23 protein-coding genes are annotated in these 23,081 nt (G+C 70.9%); 10 read left to right on the forward strand and 13 right to left on the reverse strand.

Annotated elements, in window-relative coordinates:
* Positions 1 to 518: 518 nt before the first annotated feature.
* The 7 genes from OHS33_RS13600 to clpS all read right to left on the reverse strand — a co-directional run bounded on the left by OHS33_RS13600 (position 519) and on the right by clpS (position 5,309).
* A complete protein-coding gene (locus OHS33_RS13600; protein ID WP_330330662.1) occupies positions 519 to 1,469 on the reverse strand; it encodes a PLP-dependent cysteine synthase family protein in 951 nt (316 codons plus the stop codon).
* Positions 1,469 to 1,756, reverse strand: a complete 288-nt coding sequence (locus tag OHS33_RS13605; RefSeq protein ID WP_330330663.1) for a MoaD/ThiS family protein — start codon at positions 1,754 to 1,756, stop codon at positions 1,469 to 1,471. The genes OHS33_RS13600 and OHS33_RS13605 overlap by 1 nt, the downstream gene beginning before the upstream one ends.
* Positions 1,757 to 1,854: 98 nt before the next feature.
* Positions 1,855 to 1,965: a putative leader peptide gene (locus OHS33_RS13610; protein ID WP_330330664.1), complete on the reverse strand. Its 111-nt coding sequence runs from the start codon at positions 1,963 to 1,965 to the stop codon at positions 1,855 to 1,857.
* An 88-nt stretch (positions 1,966 to 2,053) separates the two neighbouring features.
* Positions 2,054 to 2,476: a M67 family metallopeptidase gene (locus tag OHS33_RS13615; protein ID WP_330330665.1), complete on the reverse strand. Its 423-nt coding sequence runs from the start codon at positions 2,474 to 2,476 to the stop codon at positions 2,054 to 2,056.
* A 103-nt stretch (positions 2,477 to 2,579) separates the two neighbouring features.
* Positions 2,580 to 4,016: an amino acid permease gene (locus OHS33_RS13620; RefSeq protein ID WP_330330666.1), complete on the reverse strand. Its 1,437-nt coding sequence runs from the start codon at positions 4,014 to 4,016 to the stop codon at positions 2,580 to 2,582.
* 322 nt (positions 4,017 to 4,338) lie between these two features.
* Positions 4,339 to 4,995 carry a DUF2017 domain-containing protein gene (locus tag OHS33_RS13625; protein ID WP_330330667.1) on the reverse strand — a complete coding sequence of 219 codons (657 nt, stop codon included), beginning with the start codon at positions 4,993 to 4,995 and terminating at the stop codon, positions 4,339 to 4,341.
* A complete protein-coding gene (clpS, locus tag OHS33_RS13630) occupies positions 4,995 to 5,309 on the reverse strand; it encodes an ATP-dependent Clp protease adapter ClpS (RefSeq protein ID WP_330330668.1) in 315 nt (104 codons plus the stop codon). Before clpS ends, OHS33_RS13625 begins: the two co-directional genes overlap by 1 nt.
* A gap of 80 nt (positions 5,310 to 5,389) precedes the next feature.
* Between clpS and OHS33_RS13635 the strand changes: the two genes are divergently transcribed.
* Both OHS33_RS13635 and OHS33_RS13640 read left to right on the forward strand, forming a co-directional pair.
* A complete protein-coding gene (locus OHS33_RS13635) occupies positions 5,390 to 6,718 on the forward strand; it encodes a nicotinate phosphoribosyltransferase (protein ID WP_330330669.1) in 1,329 nt (442 codons plus the stop codon).
* Between the two features lie 539 nt (positions 6,719 to 7,257).
* Positions 7,258 to 7,860, forward strand: a complete 603-nt coding sequence (locus OHS33_RS13640) for an isochorismatase family protein (protein ID WP_330330670.1) — start codon at positions 7,258 to 7,260, stop codon at positions 7,858 to 7,860.
* 32 nt (positions 7,861 to 7,892) lie between these two features.
* Here the strand turns inward: OHS33_RS13640 and OHS33_RS13645 are convergent, their stop codons facing one another.
* Together OHS33_RS13645 and OHS33_RS13650 are read right to left on the reverse strand one after the other, a co-directional pair.
* Positions 7,893 to 8,198 (reverse strand): hypothetical protein, encoded by a 306-nt coding sequence (locus OHS33_RS13645; RefSeq protein WP_330330671.1) that lies wholly within the window; start codon positions 8,196 to 8,198, stop codon positions 7,893 to 7,895.
* Between the two features lie 110 nt (positions 8,199 to 8,308).
* Positions 8,309 to 10,597, reverse strand: coding sequence for an immune inhibitor A domain-containing protein (locus OHS33_RS13650; protein ID WP_443065441.1), 2,289 nt, complete (start codon positions 10,595 to 10,597; stop codon positions 8,309 to 8,311).
* Positions 10,598 to 11,104: 507 nt separating this feature from the next.
* Here OHS33_RS13650 and OHS33_RS13655 point away from each other — a divergent pair.
* Complete coding sequence (locus OHS33_RS13655) at positions 11,105 to 11,383, forward strand: hypothetical protein (protein WP_330330672.1); 279 nt, start codon at positions 11,105 to 11,107, stop codon at positions 11,381 to 11,383.
* Positions 11,384 to 11,414: 31 nt separating this feature from the next.
* On the opposite strand, the gene OHS33_RS13660 is transcribed toward OHS33_RS13655, so the two are convergent.
* Together OHS33_RS13660 and OHS33_RS13665 are read right to left on the reverse strand one after the other, a co-directional pair.
* Positions 11,415 to 12,161: an RDD family protein gene (locus tag OHS33_RS13660; RefSeq protein WP_330330673.1), complete on the reverse strand. Its 747-nt coding sequence runs from the start codon at positions 12,159 to 12,161 to the stop codon at positions 11,415 to 11,417.
* A gap of 144 nt (positions 12,162 to 12,305) precedes the next feature.
* Positions 12,306 to 13,685, reverse strand: a complete 1,380-nt coding sequence (locus OHS33_RS13665) for an RDD family protein (protein ID WP_330330674.1) — start codon at positions 13,683 to 13,685, stop codon at positions 12,306 to 12,308.
* 266 nt (positions 13,686 to 13,951) lie between these two features.
* On the opposite strand from OHS33_RS13665, the gene OHS33_RS13670 reads away from it, so the two are divergent.
* On the forward strand, positions 13,952 to 14,431 hold the full coding sequence (locus OHS33_RS13670; RefSeq protein WP_330330675.1) for an SsgA family sporulation/cell division regulator: 480 nt from the start codon (positions 13,952 to 13,954) through the stop codon (positions 14,429 to 14,431).
* 17 nt (positions 14,432 to 14,448) lie between these two features.
* Here OHS33_RS13670 and OHS33_RS13675 read toward each other — a convergent pair whose 3' ends face one another.
* Complete coding sequence (locus OHS33_RS13675) at positions 14,449 to 15,816, reverse strand: FAD-binding oxidoreductase (protein ID WP_330330676.1); 1,368 nt, start codon at positions 15,814 to 15,816, stop codon at positions 14,449 to 14,451.
* 96 nt (positions 15,817 to 15,912) lie between these two features.
* On the opposite strand from OHS33_RS13675, the gene OHS33_RS13680 reads away from it, so the two are divergent.
* The gene (locus OHS33_RS13680) at positions 15,913 to 17,391 is read left to right on the forward strand and encodes a tetratricopeptide repeat protein (protein ID WP_330330677.1); all 1,479 of its coding nucleotides are present in this window, start codon (positions 15,913 to 15,915) and stop codon (positions 17,389 to 17,391) included.
* 78 nt (positions 17,392 to 17,469) lie between these two features.
* Here OHS33_RS13680 and hppD read toward each other — a convergent pair whose 3' ends face one another.
* Positions 17,470 to 18,615, reverse strand: a complete 1,146-nt coding sequence (hppD, locus tag OHS33_RS13685) for a 4-hydroxyphenylpyruvate dioxygenase (protein ID WP_330330678.1) — start codon at positions 18,613 to 18,615, stop codon at positions 17,470 to 17,472.
* A gap of 133 nt (positions 18,616 to 18,748) precedes the next feature.
* Here hppD and OHS33_RS13690 point away from each other — a divergent pair, with 133 nt between their 5' ends.
* The 5 genes from OHS33_RS13690 to OHS33_RS13710 all read left to right on the forward strand — a co-directional run bounded on the left by OHS33_RS13690 (position 18,749) and on the right by OHS33_RS13710 (position 23,000).
* Positions 18,749 to 19,219, forward strand: coding sequence for an Lrp/AsnC family transcriptional regulator (locus OHS33_RS13690; RefSeq protein WP_330330679.1), 471 nt, complete (start codon positions 18,749 to 18,751; stop codon positions 19,217 to 19,219).
* Between the two features lie 67 nt (positions 19,220 to 19,286).
* The gene (locus OHS33_RS13695; protein ID WP_330330680.1) at positions 19,287 to 19,934 is read left to right on the forward strand and encodes an ABC transporter permease; all 648 of its coding nucleotides are present in this window, start codon (positions 19,287 to 19,289) and stop codon (positions 19,932 to 19,934) included.
* A complete protein-coding gene (locus tag OHS33_RS13700) occupies positions 19,927 to 21,207 on the forward strand; it encodes a betaine/proline/choline family ABC transporter ATP-binding protein (RefSeq protein ID WP_330330681.1) in 1,281 nt (426 codons plus the stop codon). Before OHS33_RS13695 ends, OHS33_RS13700 begins: the two co-directional genes overlap by 8 nt.
* Positions 21,204 to 22,013: an ABC transporter permease gene (locus OHS33_RS13705; protein WP_330330682.1), complete on the forward strand. Its 810-nt coding sequence runs from the start codon at positions 21,204 to 21,206 to the stop codon at positions 22,011 to 22,013. Before OHS33_RS13700 ends, OHS33_RS13705 begins: the two co-directional genes overlap by 4 nt.
* Positions 22,014 to 23,000, forward strand: a complete 987-nt coding sequence (locus OHS33_RS13710; protein WP_330330683.1) for a glycine betaine ABC transporter substrate-binding protein — start codon at positions 22,014 to 22,016, stop codon at positions 22,998 to 23,000.
* Positions 23,001 to 23,081: the final 81 nt, after the last annotated feature.

The raw sequence follows: 23,081 nt of genomic DNA on the forward strand, positions 1-23,081 counted from the left end.
CCGGCGAGGCTGGATTTGGCCAGGGTCATGGCCACCCGTCCCCGAGCCTCGCGCCTCAAACGCCGGCGGGGCTGGATTTGGCCGGAGTCGTAGCCATCCCCCCCCCGACTCGCGCCTCCGGCGAGGCTGGAGATGGCCGCCCTCGTGGGCACCCGCCCCCGACATCGCGCCTCGAACGCCGGCGGGGCTAGGGGTGGCTGGGATCGTGGCCATCCGTCCCCCCGGACTCGCGCCTCGAACGCGGGCGGGGCTGGAGGTGGCCGGGGGCGTGGGCATCCGCCCAACGGGCTCGCGGCTGAACGCCGGCGGGGCTGGGGCGGGCCCGATTCAGCCTCGCCGGCGTTTGAGGCGCCGCCGGAGGCCGCACCCGCCGGCAGAGGCTTCATCCGGCCCGGGACGGCACCCCGTCAGGCACCGCCCGAGCGGCGGCACCCCCGTCAGGGCCCCGCCCCACCCGGGGCTGGCGGCACCCCGTCAGGCCCTGCCCAGGGCAACCCCGGGCCGCCCTCGGGGAAGGGCTACGCCCAGAGTTGGCCCTGGAGGACCTCGATGGCCTCTTCCGTCGTGGCCGCCGTGTAGACGCCCGTCGACAGGTACTTCCAGCCGCCGTCGGCCACGACGAAGACGATGTCCGCGGACTCGCCCGCGGCGACCGCCTTGCGGCCCACGCCGATCGCCGCGTGCAGGGCCGCCCCCGTGGAGACGCCCGCGAAGATGCCCTCCTGCTGGAGGAGTTCCCGGGTGCGGGTCACCGCGTCCGCGGAGCCCACCGAGAAGCGGGTCGTCAGGACCGAGGCGTCGTACAGCTCGGGGACGAAGCCCTCGTCGAGGTTGCGGAGGCCGTAGACGAGGTCGTCGTAGCGGGGTTCCGCGGCCACGATCTTGACGCCCGGCACGTGTTCGCGCAGGTAGCGGCCGACGCCCATGAGGGTGCCGGTCGTACCGAGGCCCGCCACGAAGTGGGTGATGGACGGGAGGTCGGCGAGGATCTCCGGGCCGGTCGTGGCGTAGTGGGCGCCCGCGTTGTCCGGGTTCCCGTACTGGTAGAGCATCACCCAGTCCGGGTGCTCCGCCGCGAGTTCCTTCGCGACGCGCACCGCCGTGTTCGAGCCGCCCGCGGCGGGCGACGGGATGATCTCGGCTCCCCACATGGCCAGGAGGTCACGGCGCTCCTGGCTGGTGTTCTCCGGCATGACGCACACGATCCGGTAGCCCTTGAGCTTCGCCGCCATGGCGAGCGAGATGCCCGTGTTGCCGGAGGTGGGCTCCAGGATGGTGCAGCCGGGGTAGAGGCGGCCGGACTTCTCGGCCTGCTCGACCATGTGGAGCGCGGGGCGGTCCTTGATCGAGCCGGTCGGGTTGCGGTCCTCCAGCTTGGCCCAGATCCGGACGTCCTCGGACGGGGACAGCCGGGGCAGCCGGACCAGCGGGGTGTTGCCGACCGCCGCCAGCGGGGAGTCGTAGCGCATTACTTCGATCCGCCGGCCACGGCCGGGAGGATGGTGACGCTGTCGCCGTCCTTCAGCTCGGTGGTGATGCCGGCGAGGAAGCGGACGTCCTCGTCGTTGAGGTACACGTTCACGAAGCGGCGCAGTTCGCCGCCCTTGGCCTCGTCGATGATGCGCTCCTGGATGCCCTTGTGGCGGGTCTCCAGGTCGGCGAAGAGGTCGGCGAGGGTGGCGCCTTCACCGGAGACGGCCTTCTCGCCGTCGGTGTAGGTGCGGAGGATGGTCGGGATGCGGACCTCGATGGCCATGGCTGGCTCCAGACGTGAAGACGAAGAAGAGGAAGGAGGAGGGAAAGGCAAGCGTGCGGGGCGGTGCGGCGCGGCGGTGCTGCGGGGGCTGCCTCTGTTCAGGCAGCGGCAGGACAGATGGCACTGGCGAGGCGGCACAGGTCGACGTGCAGCCGCGCCACGAGCAGCAGCCTGCCGGGCGTCTCGATGCTCACGTCGTGGGGAACCATGCGGTCATGTTAACGATTCCCGGTCCCGCGTTTGGAGTGTGATTCCGCATCGTGGACGCCAATGGCTCACATACTGGGCAGTAGCCCCTCAGTAACCGGCCACGACCTGCACTTCTTCCTCCGTGATCACGCCGTCGACGATCCGGTACGACCGGAACTGGAACTCCCCCAGGCCGTCCTTGTCCGCCGTGGAGACCAGGACGTAGTGCGCGCCGGGCTCGTTCGCGTAGGTCACGTCGGTGCGCGAGGGGTAGGCCTCGGTCGCGGTGTGCGAGTGGTAGACGATCACGGGCTCCTCGTCCCGGTCGTCCAGCTCGCGGTAGAGCTTCAGCAGGTCCTTGGAGTCGAACTCGTAGAACGTGGGCGACCGCGCGGCGTTCAGCATGGGGACGAACCGCTCGGGGCGGCCGGTGCCCGCCGGACCGGCGACGATCCCGCAGGCCTCGTCCGGGTGGTCCTGGCGGGCGTGCTCGACGATCCGGTCGTACAGGTCCTGGGTGAGGGTCAGCATGAGCGAAAGGATAAACAGACGGGCCCTTCCGTACCGAGGAGTGGTACGGAAGGGCCCGGATGCTGGACAGGGTGCCCCTGCCAGGCGGCTGTGGGGCAGGCCCCTACGAGGCCTTGGTGAACGCGACCCCGCTCGGGTTGCGGTTCTTCATGACCAGCCAGGACACGCCGAGGATCAGGCCCCACAGGGGGGCGCAGTACAGCGAGACGCGGGCGTCCTTGTCGATGCCCATCATCACGATGACCATGGCGATGAAGGCCAGCGCGAACCAGCTCGTGTACGGGGCTCCGGGCGCCCGGAAGGGGGACGCGGGCAGCTCGCCGCGGTCGGACTTGGCCCGGTAGCGGATCTGGCAGACCAGGATCATGATCCAGGCCCACATGCCGGAGATGGTGGCGAAGGAGACGACGTAGTCGAAGGCCTTGCCCGGGGCGACGTAGTTGATCCAGACGCCCACCAGCATCAGCGCGGCGGAGAAGGTGGTGCCCACGAGCGGGGTGCCGCTCTTGGTCAGCTTGGTGAAGACCTTCGGGCCCTGGCCGTTGAGCGCGAGGTCGCGCAGCATGCGGCCGGTGGAGTACATGCCCGAGTTGCAGGAGGACAGGGCGGCGGTCAGCACCACGAAGTTGACGATGGCCGCGCCGATGCCGAGGCCCATCTTCTCGAAGGCCAGCACGAAGGGGCTCTCGCCCGCCTTGAACTGGTTCCACGGGATGACCGAAAGGATCATGATCAGGGCGCCGACGTAGAAGACGGCGATCCGCCACGGCACGGTGTTGATGGCCTTGGGGAGGGTCTTCTCGGGGTCCTTGGACTCACCGGCGGTGACGCCGACGAGTTCGACCGCGAGGAAGGCGAACATCACGATCTGCAGGGTCATCAGCGTCTCGCCGATGCCGTTGGGGAAGAAGCCCCGGTCGTTCCACAGGTTCGAGACGCTCGCGGTGTCGGCGGCGTCGGAGAAACCGATGGTCAGAATGCCAGCGCAGATCAGGATCATGCCGACGATGGCGGTGACCTTGACCATCGAGAACCAGAACTCCAGCTCGCCGAAGAGCTTCACGGAGATCAGGTTGGCGGCGTAGAGGATGAGCGTGAAGATCAGCGCGAAGCCCCACTGGGGGAAGCTGCCGTCGGTCCAGAAGGACATGTACTTCGCGGCGGCGGTGACCTCGACGATGCCGGTGACCACCCAGAAGAGCCAGTACGTCCAGCCCGTCACGTACCCCCAGAAGGGGCCCAGGAACTCCCGGGCGTAGTCCGAGAAGGAGCCCGAGACGGGGCGGTACATGAGCAGCTCGCCCAGGGCCCGCATGATGAAGAAGATGACCAGGCCGGCGATGGCGTAGGCCAGGATGAGGCTGGGGCCCGCCTTGGAGATCGCCTTGCCGGCGCCCAGGAAGAGGCCGGTGCCGATGGCTCCGCCGATGGCGATCATCTGGATCTGCCGCGCGCCGAGCGTGCGGTGGTAACCCTCGCCCGCCTCGGCTTCGCCGCCGGCCGGCTTGGTGTCGTCGTGCTCGACCTGCACAGAGGTCATGTCTTGGTGCGCCTTTCTCCACGCCGGTCCGCGCCTGTGAGGGCTGCGGGCCGGATCCTCGATCCCCCCGGATACGGATGGAGTTGCACCCGGCGGTCAGCCGGTTCGAGCAAGCCGGGGAACAGGGGTGGCGTCCCGTCGGCAGTCGTGAAGATTTATCACGGCCTTACGGGTGATTGAGGCGCGAAAAAGTGGCCCATGACACAAAGAAATACGGACGAAGCCCACAAACAAGATCAGACCACCGCATGGCGGTGATCTGATCGTTATCCGGATTTGAGCGTCCGCTGAGCGAACGGAGCGCGCCCGCCCGGGACTCGGCTCAGAGGGTCTCGATCAGCGTCTCCTGGAGACCGCCGAGCCACAGGTACGCCATCACCATCGGCTTGCGCGGATCGTCGTCCGGCAGCTTGAAGAGGGTCGCGCTCTCGTCGTCCTCGGTGATCTCCAGACGCGCCGCGATGGTGAGCCGCAGGTCGTTGAGCGAGCCGAGCCAGCGCAGCGGCAGCTCCCCGGTCAGCTCCAGCAGCGCGCCGCGGTCGTCATCGCCGCCCTCGCCGTTGTCGCCGTTGTCGCCGTTGTCGCCGTCCTCGTCAAGGACCAGCGCGTCGAGGCTGCGTACGACGGCCAGCGCGTCCTCGCGCTTGCGGGTGCGCAGGTCGTTCTCGGTGAACCGGCGGAATTCGGCCGAGTGGGCCCGCAGCTCCTCCGGGTCGGCCTTGCCGTCGCCGCCGGGACCGCCGTAGGCGTCCGGGAAGAGCCGGGCCAGCGCCGGGTCGGAGGGCGGCTCGGTGGGGCCGTCGGCGGCGAACAGCACGGCCAGCGGGTCGGCATCCTCGGCCGGTTCGGCCGCGCCGGGGCCGATCAGCTCCAGCAGCTGGACGACCAGCGAGCGCAGGATCTGGATCTCGATCTCGTCGAGGGCGATGGCCGCGCCGCCGCCTTCGAGCGGCACGAAGGTGCCCGTCTCGCGCTCCATCAGTTGCGGTCCTGGGAGAGGGTCGCCCACAGGCCGTAGCCGTGCATGGCCTGCACGTCGCGTTCCATCTCCTCGCGGCTGCCGCTGGAGACGACCGCCCGCCCCTTGTGGTGGACGTCGAGCATCAGTTTGTTCGCCTTGTCCTTGGAGTAGCCGAAGTACGCCTGGAACACGTACGCCACGTAGCTCATGAGATTGACGGGGTCGTTGTGCACCAGCGTCACCCAGGGGACGTCGGGCTCGGGGACCGCGAAGGTCTCCTCGGCGGATTCGGTGCGTTCGATCTCAATGGGGGCGACACTCACTTGTCCCATGCTGCCACTGTGACGGGCCCGTCGCACAAACGGGCCCTACATCTCGTCACTTTGACGAGATGTGCGCTAGCATCCGTGTCATGAACCCTGCGGACCTGGGCCTGCCGGTGGACGTGCCGTCGACAGCGCTCTTCACGGACCATTACGAGCTGACGATGCTGCAGGCCGCCCTGGCCAACGGCACCGCCGAACGGCGTTCGGTCTTCGAGGTCTTCACCCGGCGGCTGCCCGAGGGGCGGCGCTACGGAGTGGTGGCCGGCACGGGCCGGGTACTGGACGCGGTGGAGAACTTCCGCTTCGACGCGGCCGTGCTGGAGTTCCTGCGCGACCGGGCCGTCGTCGACATGCGGACCCTGGACTGGCTGGCCTCGTACCGCTTCTCGGGCGACATCTGGGGCTACCCGGAAGGCGAGGTCTACTTCCCCGGCTCCCCGGTGCTGCGCGTCGAGGGCAGCTTCGCCGAGTGCGTGCTGCTGGAGACCGTGATCCTCTCGATCCTCAACCACGACTCGGCGATCGCCGCCGCCGCGTCCCGGATGGCCACGGCCGCCGGTGACCGGCCGCTGGTCGAGATGGGCGCGCGCCGGACCCACGAACTGGCCGCGGTGGCCGCGGCGCGGGCCGCTTACGTCGGCGGTTTCGCCTCCACCTCGGACCTGGCGGCCGGTTTCCGGTACGGGATCCCCACCGTGGGCACCAGCGCGCACGCCTTCACCCTGGTGCACGACAGCGAGCGCGACGCCTTCGAGGCCCAGGTGGCCTCCCTGGGCGGCTCGACCACGCTGCTCGTGGACACGTACGACGTCGCCGAGGCGGTACGGACCGCCGTCGAGGTGGCGGGCACCGGGCTCGGCGCGGTGCGCATCGACTCCGGGGACCTGCTGCTCGTCGCGCACCGGGTGCGGCAGCAGCTCGACGAGCTGGGCGCCACCGGTACGCGGATCGTGGTCACCTCCGACCTCGACGAATACGCGATCGCCTCGCTGGCGGCGGCGCCGGTGGACTCGTACGGGGTGGGCACCCAGCTGGTCACCGGCAGCGGGCACCCGACCTGCTCGATGGTCTACAAGCTGGTCGCCCGCGCCACCTCCGCCGACCCCAAGGCGGCCCTGCACCCGGTGGCGAAGAAGTCCTCCGGCGGAAAGACCTCGGTGGGCGGCCGCAAGTGGGCCGCGAGGCGCCGCGACGGTGACGGGGTGGCCGAGGCGGAGGTCGTGGGCACGGGGGCGGTGCCGTCCGCGCTGGCCGGGGATCAGCTGCTGGTGCAGCTGGTGAAGGGCGGGGAGGTGGTCGCGCGGGAGCCGTTGGAGGCGGCGCGGGACCGGCATCGCTCGGCGCTGGCGGCCCTGCCGTTGTCGGCGACCCAGCTCTCGCGCGGCGAAGCCGTGATCCCCACCGAATACGCCTGACCCCGGGGCCCCGGGGCCCCGGCCCCGGCCCCGGCCCCGGATGACGCCGGACTCCGGCTCCCGGTCCCCGTCCCCTCCGGGGGCGCCTCAAACGCCGGCGGGGCTGGGTTTGCCCGGGCCCCGGTTCCCCGCCTGCGGGCCTCCCGCCCTCCGGGGGCGCCTCAAACGCCGGCGAGGCTGGGATGGCCGGGGCTGGCTCCCCGCCAGCGGGGCCGGGATGGACGAGGTTGCCCAGGGTTGGAGTGCTCGGCGGTTTCAGCCGCAGGCGCGGACCAGGCCCGCCAAAACAGCCCCGCCGGCGATTGAGGCGCCCCCGGAGGGCGAGGGCGGCCGCAGGCGGAGAACCAGGGCCAGCACAACCAGCCTCGCCGGCATTTGAGGCGCCCCCGGAGGGCGAGGGCGGCCGCAGGCGGGGGACCGGGGCCCGGCAATGGCGGGTTCGGGGGCGAGGGGGCGGGGAAAGGGCCACCGAAGGGTCCGAGGACGCCGGAGACACCGGCGGCGCACGCGCCGTCACACCGACCGAAGGGCACGCGAACATGCACCGCGCACTGATCGTCGTCGACGTACAGAACGACTTCTGCGAAGGCGGCAGCCTCGCGGTCGCCGGTGGCGCCGACGTCGCCGCCGCCATCACCGAGCTGATCGGCCAGGCCACGCCCGGGTACCGGCACGTGGTCGCCACCCGCGATCACCACGTCGACCCGGGTGCCCACTTCGCCCGGCCCCCGGCGGAGCCGGACTTCGAGACCTCCTGGCCCGTGCACTGCGTGGCCGGGACCGAGGGCGTCGGCTTCCACCCGAACTTCGCGCCCGCCGTCGCCTCGGGCGCCGTCGCGGCCGTCTTCGACAAGGGCGCCTACGACGCGGCGTACAGCGGTTTCGAGGGCGCCGACGAGAACGGCGTCACGCTCGCCGACTGGCTGCGGGGCCGCGAGGTGACCGAGGTGGACGTCGTCGGCATCGCCACGGACCACTGCGTACGGGCGACCGCCCTGGACGCCGTTCGCGCGGGCTTCGACACCCGGGTGCTGCTCGACCTCACGGCGGGGGTGGCCCCCCAGAGCACGGAGCGGGCCCTGGAGCAGCTCAGGACGGCCGGAGTGAAGCTCTCCGGCGCCCCCCACGTGGCCGGCGCGTAGAGCGCGAGCACGGCCCGCGCGCAGCCCGCCGCTCAGGCGCCCGGCAGCAGGGCCCGGATCGGGTGCCACAGCTCGGCGGCCCGGTCGGGGGCGCAGCGCCACAGCAGGCCGTCCGGGTGGTGCAGGACCGCCGTCACCTCGTCGGGTGTCGGCGGCTGCGCGTTGCCCCGCAGGTACACGGCCCGCATCCCGAGGTTCCGCAGCCTGGTCAGGGCGCGGGCCCGGTTCACGGCGTGCACGAGCACGCGGACATTTCCGCCCTCACCGGACGGCCTGGGCAGGGTGAGCGCGACCACCACGCTGCCGCCTGGCAACCTGACGAAACCTCCACCGGGCATGCTTGTCATCTCCCCCGTCAATAAGAAACTCGCACGGGCATCTAAACGCGAACGGCCGCCGCCCGCTAGGGGGCGACGGCCGATCATGCTCTGACCTGCGGTGATGCGTGTTACTTAACGGCGGGGCCGACCTCGACCGTCATCTGGAGACCGTCGTAGGACTCCTTGGCGATCTTGATCTTGGTGTTGGTGTCAGTGACCTTCACGCTGCCGGTCGGGTTCTCGTCGTAGTAGTACTTGCCCTTGTGGTCGTCGAAGACGCCGTTACCGGCCGACGGCTTGATCCGCGTCGCGACACCCTTGTTGTGGAGGGTGATGTCGTCCGTGGAGTACCAGCTGAACGGGGCGTCGAACGGCTGGATCTTGTTGCGCATCAGGGTGCCGTCCGCCCACTTCAGCGGCTTGGCCTTCGAGTCGATCGGCAGGATCAGACCCGCACCCGGGTGCACGCTGGTGTTGTTGTCCTTCTGGGAGGTGTCCCAGAGCCAGATCAACAGGCCGTCCTGGTAGGCGTAGTGCTCGACCCACTGCGGACGGTCGGAGTTGGTGAAGCCGAAGTTGTACGGGCCCACCTTGAGGGTGGAGTCGTACGAGACGTAGCGGCGGTTCTCGGCCAGGTAGTACTGCGGGTAGTCCTTGGTGAAGCCGGAGCCGACGCGGGAGAAGCCCTTGCCCGTCCAGCCGTTGTCGCCGTTCTCGGCGCCGTCGGTGAAGAGGGGCTGGCCGTCCGCGGTCAGCGTGATGGCGTCGGCGGTGAAGCCCTTGCCGCCCGCGCCGCCGTCCGTCTGGTAGCGGAAGCGGAGGTCGAACTTCTTGCCCGCGTAGGCGTCGAGCGGGTACTTCAGGTCCTGGTAGGCGCCGGAGACGTCCGTCAGGGCCGGGTTGCCGGCGGCGTCGGCCGGGATGGCCTTGCCGTTGGCGGTGCCGGCGAGGGCGGTCCAGTTGGCGCCGCCGTCGGTGGAGACCTCCGCGTAGAGGAAGTCGAAGTCCTTCTCGATGTCCCACCAGCCCTTGAGGGACAGGGCCGCGGCGGACTTGCCGGTCAGGTCGACCGGACGCGTGAGGGTGTTCTTGAGGTCGTCACCCATGTTGCTCCACCACTGGCTTGCGCCTTCGGCGGGAGCGACGATCTCCGTCCTGAACTGCTTCGCGGGCAGGTCGACGATCAGGGCCTGCTTGTCCTTGGTGTTGTACTCCGACACGCCCAGCTTGTGGGTGGAGGGAGTCGCCGCCTTGGCCCGGTCGTAGTTCAGCCAGCCGAGCTGGTACTTGTCCCAGGCCGTCATGTCGCCCGGGAGGTCGCCTATGGAGTCCTTGCCCTGGCCGAGCCAGGAGCCGGCCGACATCAGGGACCAGAAGCCGACGCTGTTCTCGCCACCACCGGTGGTGTCGTACAGGTCCGGGAGGCCGAGGTCGTGGCCGTACTCGTGCGCGAAGACGCCGAGGCCGCCGTTCTCGGGCTGCATGGTGTAGTCGCCGACCCAGATGCCGGTGTCACCGATCTGGGTGCCGCCGGCCTTGTTGTTCGCCGGGCCGGTCTTGCCCGCGTCCGTGCCGTAGGCGTACCAGCGGTGCGCCCACAGGGCGTTGGTGCCCTGCTTGCCGCCGCCGGCCGACTCGTCCTCGCCCGCGTGGACGATCTGGAAGTGGTCGATGTAGCCGTCGGGCTCGTTGAAGTTGCCGTTGCCGTTGTAGTCGTTGCGGTCCCACTGGTCGTACTGGGACAGCGTCGCCTTGATGTCGGCGTCGGACTTGCCGGCCTTCTTCTGGGCGTCGACCCACGCGTTGACGCCGTCCTTGACGGTGTCCCACACGTTGTTGCAGTTGGTCTGACCACAGTAGTTCGAGCCGTAACGGGCCTCGTTGTACGGGATCTTGACCCAGTCCTGGACCTGGCCCTCGACCGAGTAACGACCCGAGGAGGTCTTCTCGTAGTAGGTCTTCAGCGAGTTCTTGCCCTGGCCGGTACCGAAGTACAGGTCCTGGAAGTAGTCGCGGCTGAAGTCCTTGCGCCAGGCGGTGCTGTTGTTCTTGGTGCGGTCCGGCTGTTCGATCTGGTTGTGCGCCGGGCCGGGGTTGCCGCCGTACTTCTGGACCGGGGGCTTCGGGCCGTCGGGGCCGTCCGGGTCGAACATGGTGGTGCTGTCCACCGTGTCACCGAAGTCGACGAGGATCGTGAAGATCTTGTCGGTCTTCTCACGGCCCAGCTCGACGTACTTCTTGTCGTCGAGCTTGACGACCTTGGAGGCGCCCTTCTGCTCGACGGTGGCCTTGCCCGAAAGCACCTTCTCCAGGGCGGCCTTGCGGCCCGCCTCCTGCTTCTTGGTGAACGGGCCGTCGAGGTTGTGCTGGACCTGGTTGGCCGGGGCCGTCGGGTCCTGCTGGACCGCGGCCGCCACGGGCGCGGGGGCCGCGGGGCCCGATGCGGTCGCGGTGGTGAAGGCCGCACCGGTGGCGGCGCACGCGGCGATGGTCACGGCGACTGCCGTGGCGCGCAGCGCTCGCCTTCCGGTGAAGTCTGAGTTGCTGGTCACTTGATGTCGTTCCCCTCCCGCGGCCGCCAGGACGGTCGGAACGTCTCCATCGGAGCGGGGGTTCCGCGCGGCGCGCGTCTCAAGTGACGACATTTGATCGGAGTAACGGAAGAAAAGACAGACCTTGACTTGTTCCTTACAACTGCACTATGCGGTCAAGGAGTTCCGCTATTCGGACGTTCTCCAGTCATTCGGGGCGAACGGCGCTTCCCGCCCGCGCCCGCGCCCCCTCATCCTGGGCCAACGCATGACTCCGTGCGCCCCCCGTGCTCCGGGAGACCGGTGCCAACGGGTTAGGACACGCTTACCGTTGGTCAGGCTCGGGCATCCCCCGTCGTAGAGTTCCCTCCCTGCTTGAGGACGGATACCGCCATGCCGCGACCGACCGCCGTTCAGCTCACCTCCGGTTCCGTCACCGTCGTCGTGTCCACGATCGCCATGCTGCTGCTCTCGCAGACCAGTACGGGCCTCGGCGTCGCGGTCATCTCGGCGGCGGCCCTCGCCCTCGGCCTCCTCGTCGCCCTCACCGTGCCCATGCCGAAGCGGCGGCGCCGGGGTCCCGACACCGCCGCGGCGGACGTGGCCATGCCGACGGCCGCCCGGGTTCCCGCACCCCGGACGGCCGCCGCCGAACACTCCGTGCACCACTAGGCGCACCACTGGGTGCACCACTGGGTCATGTCTACGGCGTCGCGCTGACCACCACGGTCTTGGCCGCCTTGTCGTGCCACGCCTGCTTGTACGGCTTGTCGATGAGCATCGAGATGACGAGCGCGATCGGCCACAGGCAGAAGCAGCAGAGCAGGGTCGGCAGCCACAGCACGGCGGCGCGGGTCAGCGAGGCGTTCGACGTCGGCACGCTGCCGTCGTTGAGCATCGCGACGCGCACGTTCATCGCCTTCTTGCCGATGGTCTGACCGTTCTTCTTGGTCATGAACCAGTCGTAGCCGACGTAGGCGAGGATCCCGATCAGCGTCCAGATCAGACCGCTGCCGCTGTAGGAGCGGACGACCACGTCGCTGATGTCGTCGCCCTTGCTGGTGTCGACGACGTACCGCTTGCTGCTGAAGACCCACTGCAGCACGTACAGCGGGACGCTGATGATCAGCAGGTCGATGATGCGGGCCGCGAGCCGCTTGCCGAAGTCGGCGAGCGGGGGCATTCCGGCGAGCGGATCGGGCATGCCGTACCCGCCTCCGCCTCCCCCGCCGTACGGGTCCCCGCCGCCATAGGGCGGCGGTGGCGGCGGATATCCGCCGCCCCCGGGCGGCACTCCGCCGCCGGGCCCGCCGCCCGGAGGCGGGGTGGGTCCGCCGGGCGGCGGTGAGCCGTACGGCGAACCGCCCGACGGGGGCGTCGGTTGCTGGGGCTTCTTGAGGAACGGGTCGTCCTCGGGCGACGGGCCCGGCGGCGGCTGGTCGGTACTCATGGCCCGAGTCGAACCCGGCTGCGCGCCCCCCGCAACGGGACGGCGTCCGTTCGGGGGAGCCGCCCGGCGGGAACGGCCGGACGGACGGCCCGATGGACCGATGGCCCGGACGGACCGGACGGACCGGACGGACCGGACGGACCGTCAGCGGGACACGTACGTCCCGGCCGCCTTGTCGTGCCAGGTCCGCCGGCGCGGACGGCCGGTCAGGCAGGGGAGGGAGCCGGGCAGGCCCAGCAGCGCGCAGACGAGCCAGCGCCGCAGCGCCGCGCCGAAGGACGGCGGCCGCCGGGTCGCGACCGCGAGCACCCGGATCCCGAGCAGCTTCTTGCCCAGCGTGCGGCCCCAGCGCGCGGTCGGCAGCACCTCGCAGAACACCCCGAAGAGCAGGACGGCACCGAGTACGACGCCCAGGTAGCCGGTGGTGGTCCCGTCGAGCAGCCACACCGTGACGGTGCGCCCGCTCCCCCGGGCCGCCTCCACCTTGGCCTCCACGTGCGCGGTGACGGCCGGTACGAGGGGTTGCGCCACGGCCACCGCGACCGCGCCCAGCACCACCGAGTCCACGGCGCGCGCGAGCAGGCGGCGGACCGGACCGGCGGGCCGCACGGCCCGCTCGGCCATCCGCTCGAAGACGGCGTGGTCGGTGCGGTTCGCCTCCCGGCTCGGGGTTTCGGACCTGGCCTCGGCCGGGGACTCCGCCGGGGTCTGCGCCGGGGCTTCGGCCGCGGTGGTGACCGGAGCGACGGCCGCCGCCGGAGCGGGCCGGGCCGGAGCGGTGCGGGCCGGGGCGGGAACACGGGCGGCCGGGGCCTGCGCCGCCGGGGCGGGCCGTTCGGGGGCGCCGCGGCTCCCCTCGGGTTCCGGCCAGGCGGGGGCCGGGGCGGCGGGCGCCACCGGGGACCTGGCCGAGAGGATGCCGACCGGAGCGGCGGGCGCGGGGGCGGGCGGGGCGGGGGCCGGAGCGGGCGCGGCGGCCTGCGCGGGCGTGCGGCCGATCCGGACCCCGGAGGCGGACCCGCGGACGGCCGCGGGTTCCCGTACCGGTTCGCGTACTGGCTCCCACCGGGGCTCGGGGCGGGATTCCGGATGCCATTCCGCTTCCACCTCGGGGAGCGGTTCCGGGCGGCTCCGCCCGAGGGAGACGCCGGCCGGGCGGGCCACCGCGTGCCCGTGCCCGTGCTCGGGCTGACCGCGCTCGGGCTCGTGCTGGCCCCAGGAGACGAGCTGGTCGCGGGAGCCGCCGAAGCCCGCCTGGTGCAGCGGGTCGGCCTGCCACACCACCGGCTCCGGCTCGGGCGCCCGTACCGCCGATGGCTCCGGTCGGGGTTCCGGTTCGCGGCAGGCGGCGGTCAGGGAGGTCTCGTCGAGGAAGACCGGGCCGGTCTCCTCCGCGGGCGCGGGGCGGCTCGTACCGGGAACCCAGGACGCGCCGTTCCAGTACCGGACGTACCCGGGGATGGACGGGTCGGGGTAGTACCCCTCGCGGGCCGCGTGCCCGCCGACTCCAGGGGAGGCCGTCAATGTCCCCAACTCCGTTCGTGGCGTGAGGCTTGTGCAGGGGAGGACCATAGCCAAGAACCGGTGTCCCACAGGTCCGGTAACGGGAAGGTGCAGCCCTTCGGGCGAACCTCGCCCCATGCGCCCGTTTTCGGTCAGAGGTCGATTTTCGGCCATCCTGCGGTCCGTTCGGGAAACTCGCGTCATAGCCGCGTGCGGGCGCGCTCTCTCCGGGTGCGGGGCCAGCCACCGGCCCGCGCGAGGCGAAGAGAACCGAAGCGAGGCACCCCATGCACCACCCCGTCATCGAACGCGAGCTGGAACTGCGACTGGTCCTGTCCCCCGAGCGCAGCATCTGCGTCCCCGCCAAGCTGTCCTACCGCGCGGGCGACCCGTACGCCGTCCACATCACCTTCCACACCGGCACCAGTGCCCCGGTCAACTGGACCTTCGCCCGCGAACTGCTCGTGGAGGGCGTCTTCCGCCCGTGCGGCCACGGCGACGTCCGGATCTGGCCCACCAAGATCGAAGGCCGCAGCGTGCTGTGCATGGCGCTCAGCTCCCCCGACGGCGACGCCCTGCTGGAGGCCCCGGCCGGGTCGGTGTCGGCCTGGCTGGAGCGCACCCTGCGCATGGTCCCGCCCGGTACCGAGGCCGAACGCCTGGGCCTGGACGACGCGCTGGCGGCGCTGCTCGCCCCGACCCCGGCCGATGACCTGTGGCTGCGCGACCCGTGGCCCTCCGACGAGTCCTCGGACGGCGAGCTGTGAACGCGGCGGCCTCCGGCTCAGAAGAGCTTGCCGGGGTTGAGCAGGCCCAGCGGGTCGAAGGCGTGCTTGACCGCGCGCTGCGCCTCCATGCCGACCGGCCCCAGTTCGCGGGCGAGCCACTCCTTCTTCAGTACGCCGACCCCGTGTTCGCCCGTGATGGTGCCGCCCAGCTTCAGGCCGAGCGCCATGATCTCGTCGAAGGACTCCCGGGCGCGGGCCGTCTCGTCGGCGTCCGCGGGGTCGAAGCAGACCACCGGGTGGGTGTTGCCGTCGCCCGCGTGCGCGCAGACCCCGATGGTGAGGTCGTAGGCGCGGGCGATCGCGCTCGTCCCGTCCAGCATTTCGGCGAGCCGCGACCTCGGCACGCACACGTCGTCGATCATCGTGGCCGGGCGCAGGGTGTCGAGCGCGGTCAGGGCCATCCTGCGGGCCTGGAGGAGCAGTTCGGATTCGGCCTCGTCGTCGGCGGGCACGACGGCGCTCGCCCCGGCGGCCGTGCACAGCGCGCCGACGGCCGCGAGGTCGGCGGGCGCGTCGGGGGTGTCGAAGGCGGCGAGGAGCAGGGCCTCGGTGCTCTCGGGCAGCCCCATCTTGCCGAGCGCGTTGACGGCGCGGACCGTCGTACGGTCCATCAGTTCCAGCAGCGAGGGCGTCAGTCCGGCTTCCATGACGGCGCAGACGGCGGCGCAGGCCGCGGCGGCCGAGGGGAACTCGGCGGCGAGCGCGAGCTGGCGCGGCGGGGCGGGGCGCAGCGCGAGGACGGCCTGGACGACGACGCCCAGGGTGCCCTCGGAGCCGACGAAGAGCCGGGTGAGGTCGTATCCGGCGACGCCCTTGGCGGTACGCCGTCCCGTGCGCAGCAGCCGGCCGTCGGCCAGGACCACGTCCAGCCCGAGGACGTACTCGGCGGTGACCCCGTATTTGACGCAGCACAGGCCGCCGGAGGCGGTGCCGATGTTGCCGCCGATCGTGCACTGTTCCCAGCTGGAGGGGTCCGGCGGGTAGTACAGGCCGCGTTCGGCGACGGCCCGCGACAGCACGGCGTTGACCACGCCCGGTTCGACGACCGCGAGCCGGTCGACCGTGCTGATCTCCAGGATCCGGTCCATGGCGGTCAGGGAGAGCACGATGCAGCCGTCGGAGGCGTTGGCCGCGCCCGACAGGCCCGTGCGGGCGCCCTGCGGGACGACGGGGACCCGTAGCGCCGTGGCGGTGCGCATGACGTGCTGGACCTGTTCGACCGTGCGGGGCAGGACCACGACGGCCGGGGTCCCGGCCGCGCAGAAGCCGGCCATGTCGGCCGCGTACGTGGGGGTCACCTGGGGGTCGGTGATCACGGCCGCGGCCGGCAGCCCTTCGTGGAGGCGTGCCAAGAGATCGTCCATGGGGCCAGCCTGGCACCCGCCGCCATCGGTGTGAACCCGGGCGCGACCCTCTTCGGACACCTCCGCGCGCTCTTCATATTGACGCACAGTGACCCCATGGACGAGGAATCGCGACCCGCACCACACGTGACCTTCACCGGCCGCAAGACGCTCGTGCCGGCCGTCGTCGCCGTGGTCCTGATCGTCGGGGCCCTGGTGATCCGGCCGGTCGAGAACGCTGACGACGCCCGCCCGCCCGGGCCCAAGGAGCGGGCCGCCTCGGCGGTCGGCATGGGCGCGCCCGCGGCGGCCGTGGACCTGAGCGCGCTGATCGCCGACCGGGAGAAATGGGTGGCCGCGCACGCCGACGACCACGGCTCGTGGGCGGTGCTGGGGGCGGCGTACCTGGAACAGGCGCGCCGCACCGGTGACTCGCTCTGGTGCCCGAAGGCGGAGAAGGCGCTGAAGCGCTCGCTGGAGCTGCGGCCCGCGGAGAAGGGCAACTTCGACGCGATGACGGGCATGGGCGCCCTCGCCGTCGCCCGGCGGGACTACGGCACCGGCAAGAAGTGGGGCGAGCTGGTCCGGGCGCAGTCACCGAAGCGGTGGACGGCGTACCCGGTACTGGTGGACGCCTACAGCGGGCTGGGCGACTACAAGGCCGCCGAGAAGGCGATGAACGAGCTACTGGAGCTGCGGCCGGGCCTGGCGGCCTTCACCCGGGCCGCGCAGGTCTACCGGGACCACGGCTGGCGCGAGGACGCGGTGGCCGCGATGGCGAACGCGTCGGGCGCGGCGAAGGCCCCGGTGGAGAAGGCGTACGTGCTGTACCGGATGGGCGAGCTGTCCTGGGAGCGCGGCGACTCCGGGGAGGCGCTGCGCTCGTTCGAGGGCGCGCTGCGCACCGATCCGGGGCAGGCGGAGGCCCTGGGCGGGCGGGCGCGGGCGCTGGCCTCGCTGGGCCGTTCGGGGGAGGCGGTCCGGGACTACCGGATGGCGCTGGGCCGGGCGCCGGTGCCGGGCCTGGCGCTGGAGCTGGGCGAGCTGCTGGAGTCGCTGGGCCGGACGGAGGAGGCGCGCGTGCCGTACGAGCTGTTGGGCACGCTGGCCGCGAAGGGCGTGGCGAACGGGGTCGCCGACGAGGTGACCCTCGGCCTGTACGAGGCGGACCACGGGGATCCGGCGGCGGCGGTGCGCCGGCTCACGGCGGAGTGGGGCCGGCACAAGAACCTGCAGGTGGCGGACGCCCTGGGGTGGGCGCTGCACCGGACCGGGGACGACGCGGCGGCGCTGGAGTACGCGAAGAAGGCGACCGAGCTGGGTTTGCGGAGCGCGGAGTTCGCCTATCACCGGGGGCAGATCGAGCGGGGCCTGGGCGATGTGGCGGCGGCCCGCCGCCACTTCCAGGACGCGCTGCGGACGAATCCGCGGTTCTCGCCGGTGCGGTCGCAGCAGGCGAAGGAGGCCCTGGCGGCGGTGGGCCAGCCCGGGGCGGGCGGGCCGGAGAACATGCAGCCGAAGGAGCCGTGGGTGGCGCCGGTGATGCCGAAGCCGTCGGCGAAGGCGTCCCCCTCGCCGTCGCCTTCGGCCCACTGAGCCGGCTGACAGCCCGGTGACAGCCCGGCGGGGCCGGAGCCGCTCGAAGCGGCTCCGGCCCCGCCGGGTACGTACGGACTACAGGTTGCCGCGCTTCTCCTGCTCGCGCTCGATCGCCTCGAAGAGGGCCTTGAAGTTGCCCTTGCCGAAGCCCATGGAGCCGTGGCGCTCGATCATCTCGAAGAAGACGGTCGGCTTGTCCTGGACCGGCTTGGTGAAGATCTGCAGCAGGTACCCGTCCTCGTCGCGGTCGACGAGGATCTTCAGCTCGCGCAGGGTCTCCACCGGCACCCGGGTCTCGCCGGCCCACTCGCCGAGGGTGTCGTAGTAGGAGTCCGGGGTGTCGAGGAAGGCCACGCCGGCCGCGCGCATCGTGCGGACCGTCGCCACGATGTCGTTGGTGGCGAGCGCGATGTGCTGGACGCCCGCGCCGCCGTAGAACTCCAGGTACTCGTCGATCTGCGACTTCTTCTTCGCGATCGCCGGTTCGTTGATCGGGAACTTCACCTTCAGGGTGCCGTCCGCGACGACCTTCGACATTAGCGCCGAGTACTCGGTCGCGATGTCGTCGCCCACGAACTCCTTCATGTTCGTGAAGCCCATGACCTTGTTGTAGAAGGCGACCCACTCGTTCATGCGGCCGAGCTCGACGTTGCCGACGCAGTGGTCGATCGCCTGGAAGGTCCGCTTCGCGGGCGGGGTCACCATCGGCTCGGCGGCGACGAAGCCGGGCAGGTACGGGCCGGTGTAGTTCGAGCGGTCGACCAGGGTGTGGCGGGTCTGGCCGTAGGTGGCGATCGCGGCCAGGACGACGGTGCCGTGCTCGTCCTTGAGCTCGTAAGGCTCGTCCAGACCGCGCGCGCCCTGCTCGACGGCGAAGGCGTAGGCGGCGCGGGCGTCGGGGACCTCGATGGCGAGGTCGATCACGCCGTCGCCGTGCTCGGCGACGTGCTCGGCGATGAACCGGCCGCGGTCGGTGGACGGCTTGATGACCGAGGTCAGGACGAAGCGCGCGGAGCCGTTGGTCAGGACGTAGCTCGCGGTCTCGCGGGTGCCGTTCTCCGGTCCGGAGTAGGCGACCAGCTTCATGCCGAAGGCCGTGGAGTAGAAGTGCGCGGCCTGCTTGGCATTGCCGACGGCGAAGACCACCGCGTCCATTCCCTTGACGGGGAAGGGGTCTGCCGTGCGGGCGGCGTCCGTGGCGTGATCGAGGGTCTCAGTCATGAGCGCAGAGTCCCGCCGAACCACAAGCTGCGCAATAGTTCGTATTTTCACTGCACAGATTGCCCAGTCAGACCGCAGGATGGGTGCAGCATCCGTACAGGATGACCAGCGAACGACAGGTGGAGGGACACCCATGGGAATCGATCACCTGGACGGCAGACTCATCGTGCTGCTCGCCCGGGAACCCCGGATCGGGGTGCTGGAGGCCTCGCGCCGGCTCGGTGTCGCGCGCGGCACGGTACAGGCCCGTTTGGACCGGCTTCAGTCGAATGGCGTCATTCGCGGCTTCGGTCCGCAGGTGGACCCGACGGCGCTCGGCTACCCGGTCACGGCCTTCGCGACGCTGGAGATCAAGCAGGGGCAAGGCGTGGACGTACGGGCCCACTTGGCCGGGGTGCCGGAGGTGCTGGAGCTGCACACCACCACGGGTCACGGGGACATGCTGTGCCGGCTGGTGGCCCGCTCCAACGCGGATCTCCAGCGGGTGATCGACCGGGTTGTCGGGTTTGATGGCATCGTGCGGGCTTCGACGGCAATCGTCATGGAGAATCCCGTGCCCTTGCGGATCATCCCCCTGGTCGAACAGGCGGCCGAGGACGACTGAGGGCGGCTGAGCCGGCGCGGTGGGCCCGACACGAAGGCTGAAGACACGAAGGGCAGGGTGACGCGGCGTGAGCTTCTGGGCGTATCTGGCGCACCGCCACCAGCAGTTGCTCACCGACGCCTTCCAGCACGCCAGCGCCGTCTTCCAGTGCATGGTGATCGCGACCGTCCTCGGCATCGCGATCGGCGTCCTCACCTACCGCAGCGGCTGGGCGGGCAACCTCGCCATCGCCTCCACCTCGACGGTGCTGACCGTCCCCTCCCTCGCCCTGCTCGGCCTGCTGATCCCGCTCGTCGGGCTCGGCGTCGCACCGACCGTGATCGCGCTGACCCTGTACGGGCTGCTGCCGATCGTCCGGAACTCGATCGTGGGCCTGCGGGGCGTGGACCCCGCCCTGACGGACGCCGCCACCGGCATCGGGATGTCGCGCACCGCCCGCCTCCTGAAGGTCGAGCTGCCGCTCGCCTGGCCGCCGATCCTGACCGGCATCCGGGTCTCCACGCAGATGCTCATGGGCATCGCCGCGATCGCCGCGTACGCCTCGGGCCCGGGGCTCGGCAACGAGATCTTCCGCGGGATCGCCTCGCTCGGCAGCGCCAACGCCATCAACCAGGTGCTGGCCGGGACGCTCGGCATCGTCATCCTCGCCCTGCTCTTCGACGCCGCGTACGTCCTGCTCGGCCGTCTCACCATCCCGAGGGGAATCCGTGTCTGAGCCGACCGAGACCAGCGCCGCGCCGTCGTCCGCGGCCGCCGGAGCGTCCTCCTCCACCTCGGGCGCGGCCATCCGGCTGGAGAACCTCACCAAGCGCTATCCCGGCAACCCCACCCCGTCGGTCGACGGCGTCTCCATGGACATCAAGGCGGGCGAGACCGTCGTCTTCGTCGGCCCCTCGGGCTGCGGGAAGTCCACCACCCTCAAAATGATCAACCGGCTGATCGAACCCACCTCGGGCCGGATCCGCATCGGCGACGAGGACGTCACCGACATGGACCCGGTCAAGCTGCGGCGCAAGATCGGGTACGCGATCCAGTCGTCCGGGCTCTTCCCGCACATGACGGTCGCCGAGAACATCGCCCTGGTCCCCAAAATGGCCGGCTGGTCCAAGTCCCGGGTGAAGGACCGGGTCGAGGAGATGCTCGACCTGGTGGGCCTGGACCCGCGGGAGTTCCACGGCCGCTACCCGCGCAGTCTCTCGGGCGGCCAGCAGCAGCGCGTGGGCGTGGCCCGGGCGCTGGCCGCCGATCCGCCGGTCCTGCTGATGGACGAGCCGTTCGGCGCGGTGGACCCGATCACCCGCGACCACCTCCAGGACGAGCTGATCCGGCTCCAGCACGAGCTGCACAAGACGATCGTCTTCGTCACCCACGACTTCGACGAGGCCATCAAGCTGGGCGACCGGATCGCGGTACTGCGCGAACGCTCGCACATCGCCCAGTTCGACACCCCCGAGGCGATCCTCACCAACCCGGCCGACGACTTCGTCTCCGGGTTCGTCGGGGCGGGCGCGGCCCTCAAGCGGCTCAACCTCACCCGCGTGCGGGAGGTCGAGATCGCCGACTTCCCGACCGTGACCGTCGACGACCCGCTCCAGCAGATCTTCAACAAGCTGCGCACCGGCCCGCACAACGAGCTGCTGATGCTGGACCGGCGCGGCCGCCCCTACAAGTGGCTGCGGCGCGGCGACCTGATGCGCGCCAAGGGCTCCCTCGCCCGGGCGGGCCAGCTGGTGCACGACACGGTGACCCGGGACGCCACGCTGCACGACGCGCTGGAGGCGGTGCTGACCGACAGCGGCGGCCGGGTGGCTGTGACCGGGCGGCGCGGCGAGTACATCGGGGTCGTCGACATGGAGACCCTGATGAACTCGGTGCACGAGATGCTGGAGGCGGACCGGCTCACGGCCGCCGAGCACCAGCACGACCTGGAGGAACTGCGCCACCACCGCACCGAACAAGAGCTGGAGGGCGGTGCGGGTCCGTCATGAACACCGGTGACGAGCTGACCGATGACCCGGAGGGCGAGGCAGCGGGTCCGTCCGCCGTCGCGGCCGGACCCCGGCGGCGGATCACCTGGCCGCAGCTGGTCGTGCTGCCCGCCGTACTGGCGCTGGTGCTGCTGGCGACGTACCTGTGGATCACCAGCATCCACCTGGACACGATCGCCGAGAACTCGCTCAGCGGCGGGAACGTCCAGCTCAGGCTCCGCCAGCACGTCGAACTGACCGCGATCTCCACCTTCTGGGTGCTGGTCATCGCGATCCCGCTGGGCATCGCGCTCACCCGGGGCGGGCTGCGCAGGGCCGCCCCGCTGGTCACCGCGATCGCCAACATCGGCCAGGCCACCCCCGCCATCGGCCTGCTGGCGCTGCTGGTGATCTGGCTGGGCATCGGCCCCTCGACCGCGATCATCGGGATGGTCGCCTACGCCGTGCTGCCGGTGCTGTCCAACACGGTGGCGGGGCTGCGCGCGATCGACCCCCAGCTGGTGGAGGCGGCGCGCGGGATCGGGATGTCCTCGCTGGGGACGCTGGGCAAGGTGGAACTGCCGCTCGCCGTCCCGCTGATCCTGGCGGGCGTACGGACGGCCCTGGTGCTCAATGTCGGCACGGCGGCCCTGGCCACCTTCGGCGGGGGCGGCGGCCTCGGCGACCTGATCACCTCGGGGATCCAGACGCAGCGGATGCCGGTGCTGGTGCTGGGGTCGGTGCTGACCGTGGCGCTGGCCCTGTTCGTGGACTGGCTGGCCTCGCTGGCCGAGACGGTCATCACGCCGCGCGGGCTGGAGGCGTAGATGCGTACGGGACACGGGGTACGGGCGGGGCTCGGGGCGGTGCTGCTGGTGGCGGCCGTGTCGGTGTCGGGGTGCGGGCTCAAGAGCGGATCGCCGCTGGTGGACGACGTGGTCCCCGGCTCGGTCGGGCAGGGACTCCCCCTCAAGGGCGCCTCCCTGACGGTCACCTCGAAGAACTTCAGCGAGAACATCGTGCTCGGCCAGATGATCGGGCTGATCTTCAAGGCGGCCGGGGCGGAGGTCCTCGACCGGACCAACCTGCCCGGCTCGATCAGCTCGCGCGAGGCGATCGTCAAGGGCGACGCGGACGCGATGTACGAGTACACGGGCACGGCCTGGATCACCTACCTGGGCAACGCGAAGCCGATCGACGACCCGCACGCGCAGTGGGAGGCGGTGCGGAAGGCGGACGTGCGCAACGGCGTGGCCTGGCTGCCGCAGTCGGCCCTCGACAACACCTACACGCTGGCGATCAGCAAGAAGAACAACGCGAAGTACCACCTGAAGACGATGTCGGACATGGCGAAGCTGACCCGGGAGGATCCGGGCGCGGTGACGGTGTGCGTGGAGAACGAGTTCGCCTCGCGGGAGGACGGCCTGAACGGGATGGAGCGGGCCTACGGCATGAAGATCCCGGCGGGCAACGTGCGGAAGATGGACGCCGGGATCATCTACACGCAGGTCTCGAAGTCGGACTCCTGCCTGCTGGGCGAGGCGTTCACGACGGACGGCCGGATCAAGGCGATGGACCTGGACACGCTGGCGGACGACCGGAAGTTCTTCCCCAACTACAACGCGGCTCCGGAGATCCATGCGAAGACGCTGGCCAAGTACCCGGTGATCGCGGAGCTGCTGGACCCGCTGACGCGCCGGCTCACCACCGAGGTGGCGCGGGACCTGAACGCGAAGGTGGACGTGGAGGGGCAGGACCCGCACGACGTGGCGAAGGACTGGCTGATCGGGCAGGGGTTCATCAAGAAGGGCTGAGGCTGCCAAGCCGTCGTGGCCAGAGTTCCAAAGAAGTCTATGCAAAGAAGTCCTTGCAAAGGGTTCTTTGCAACTCTACAG

This window comes from Streptomyces sp. NBC_00536, from assembly GCF_036346295.1.
GTDB lineage: Bacteria > Actinomycetota > Actinomycetes > Streptomycetales > Streptomycetaceae > Streptomyces.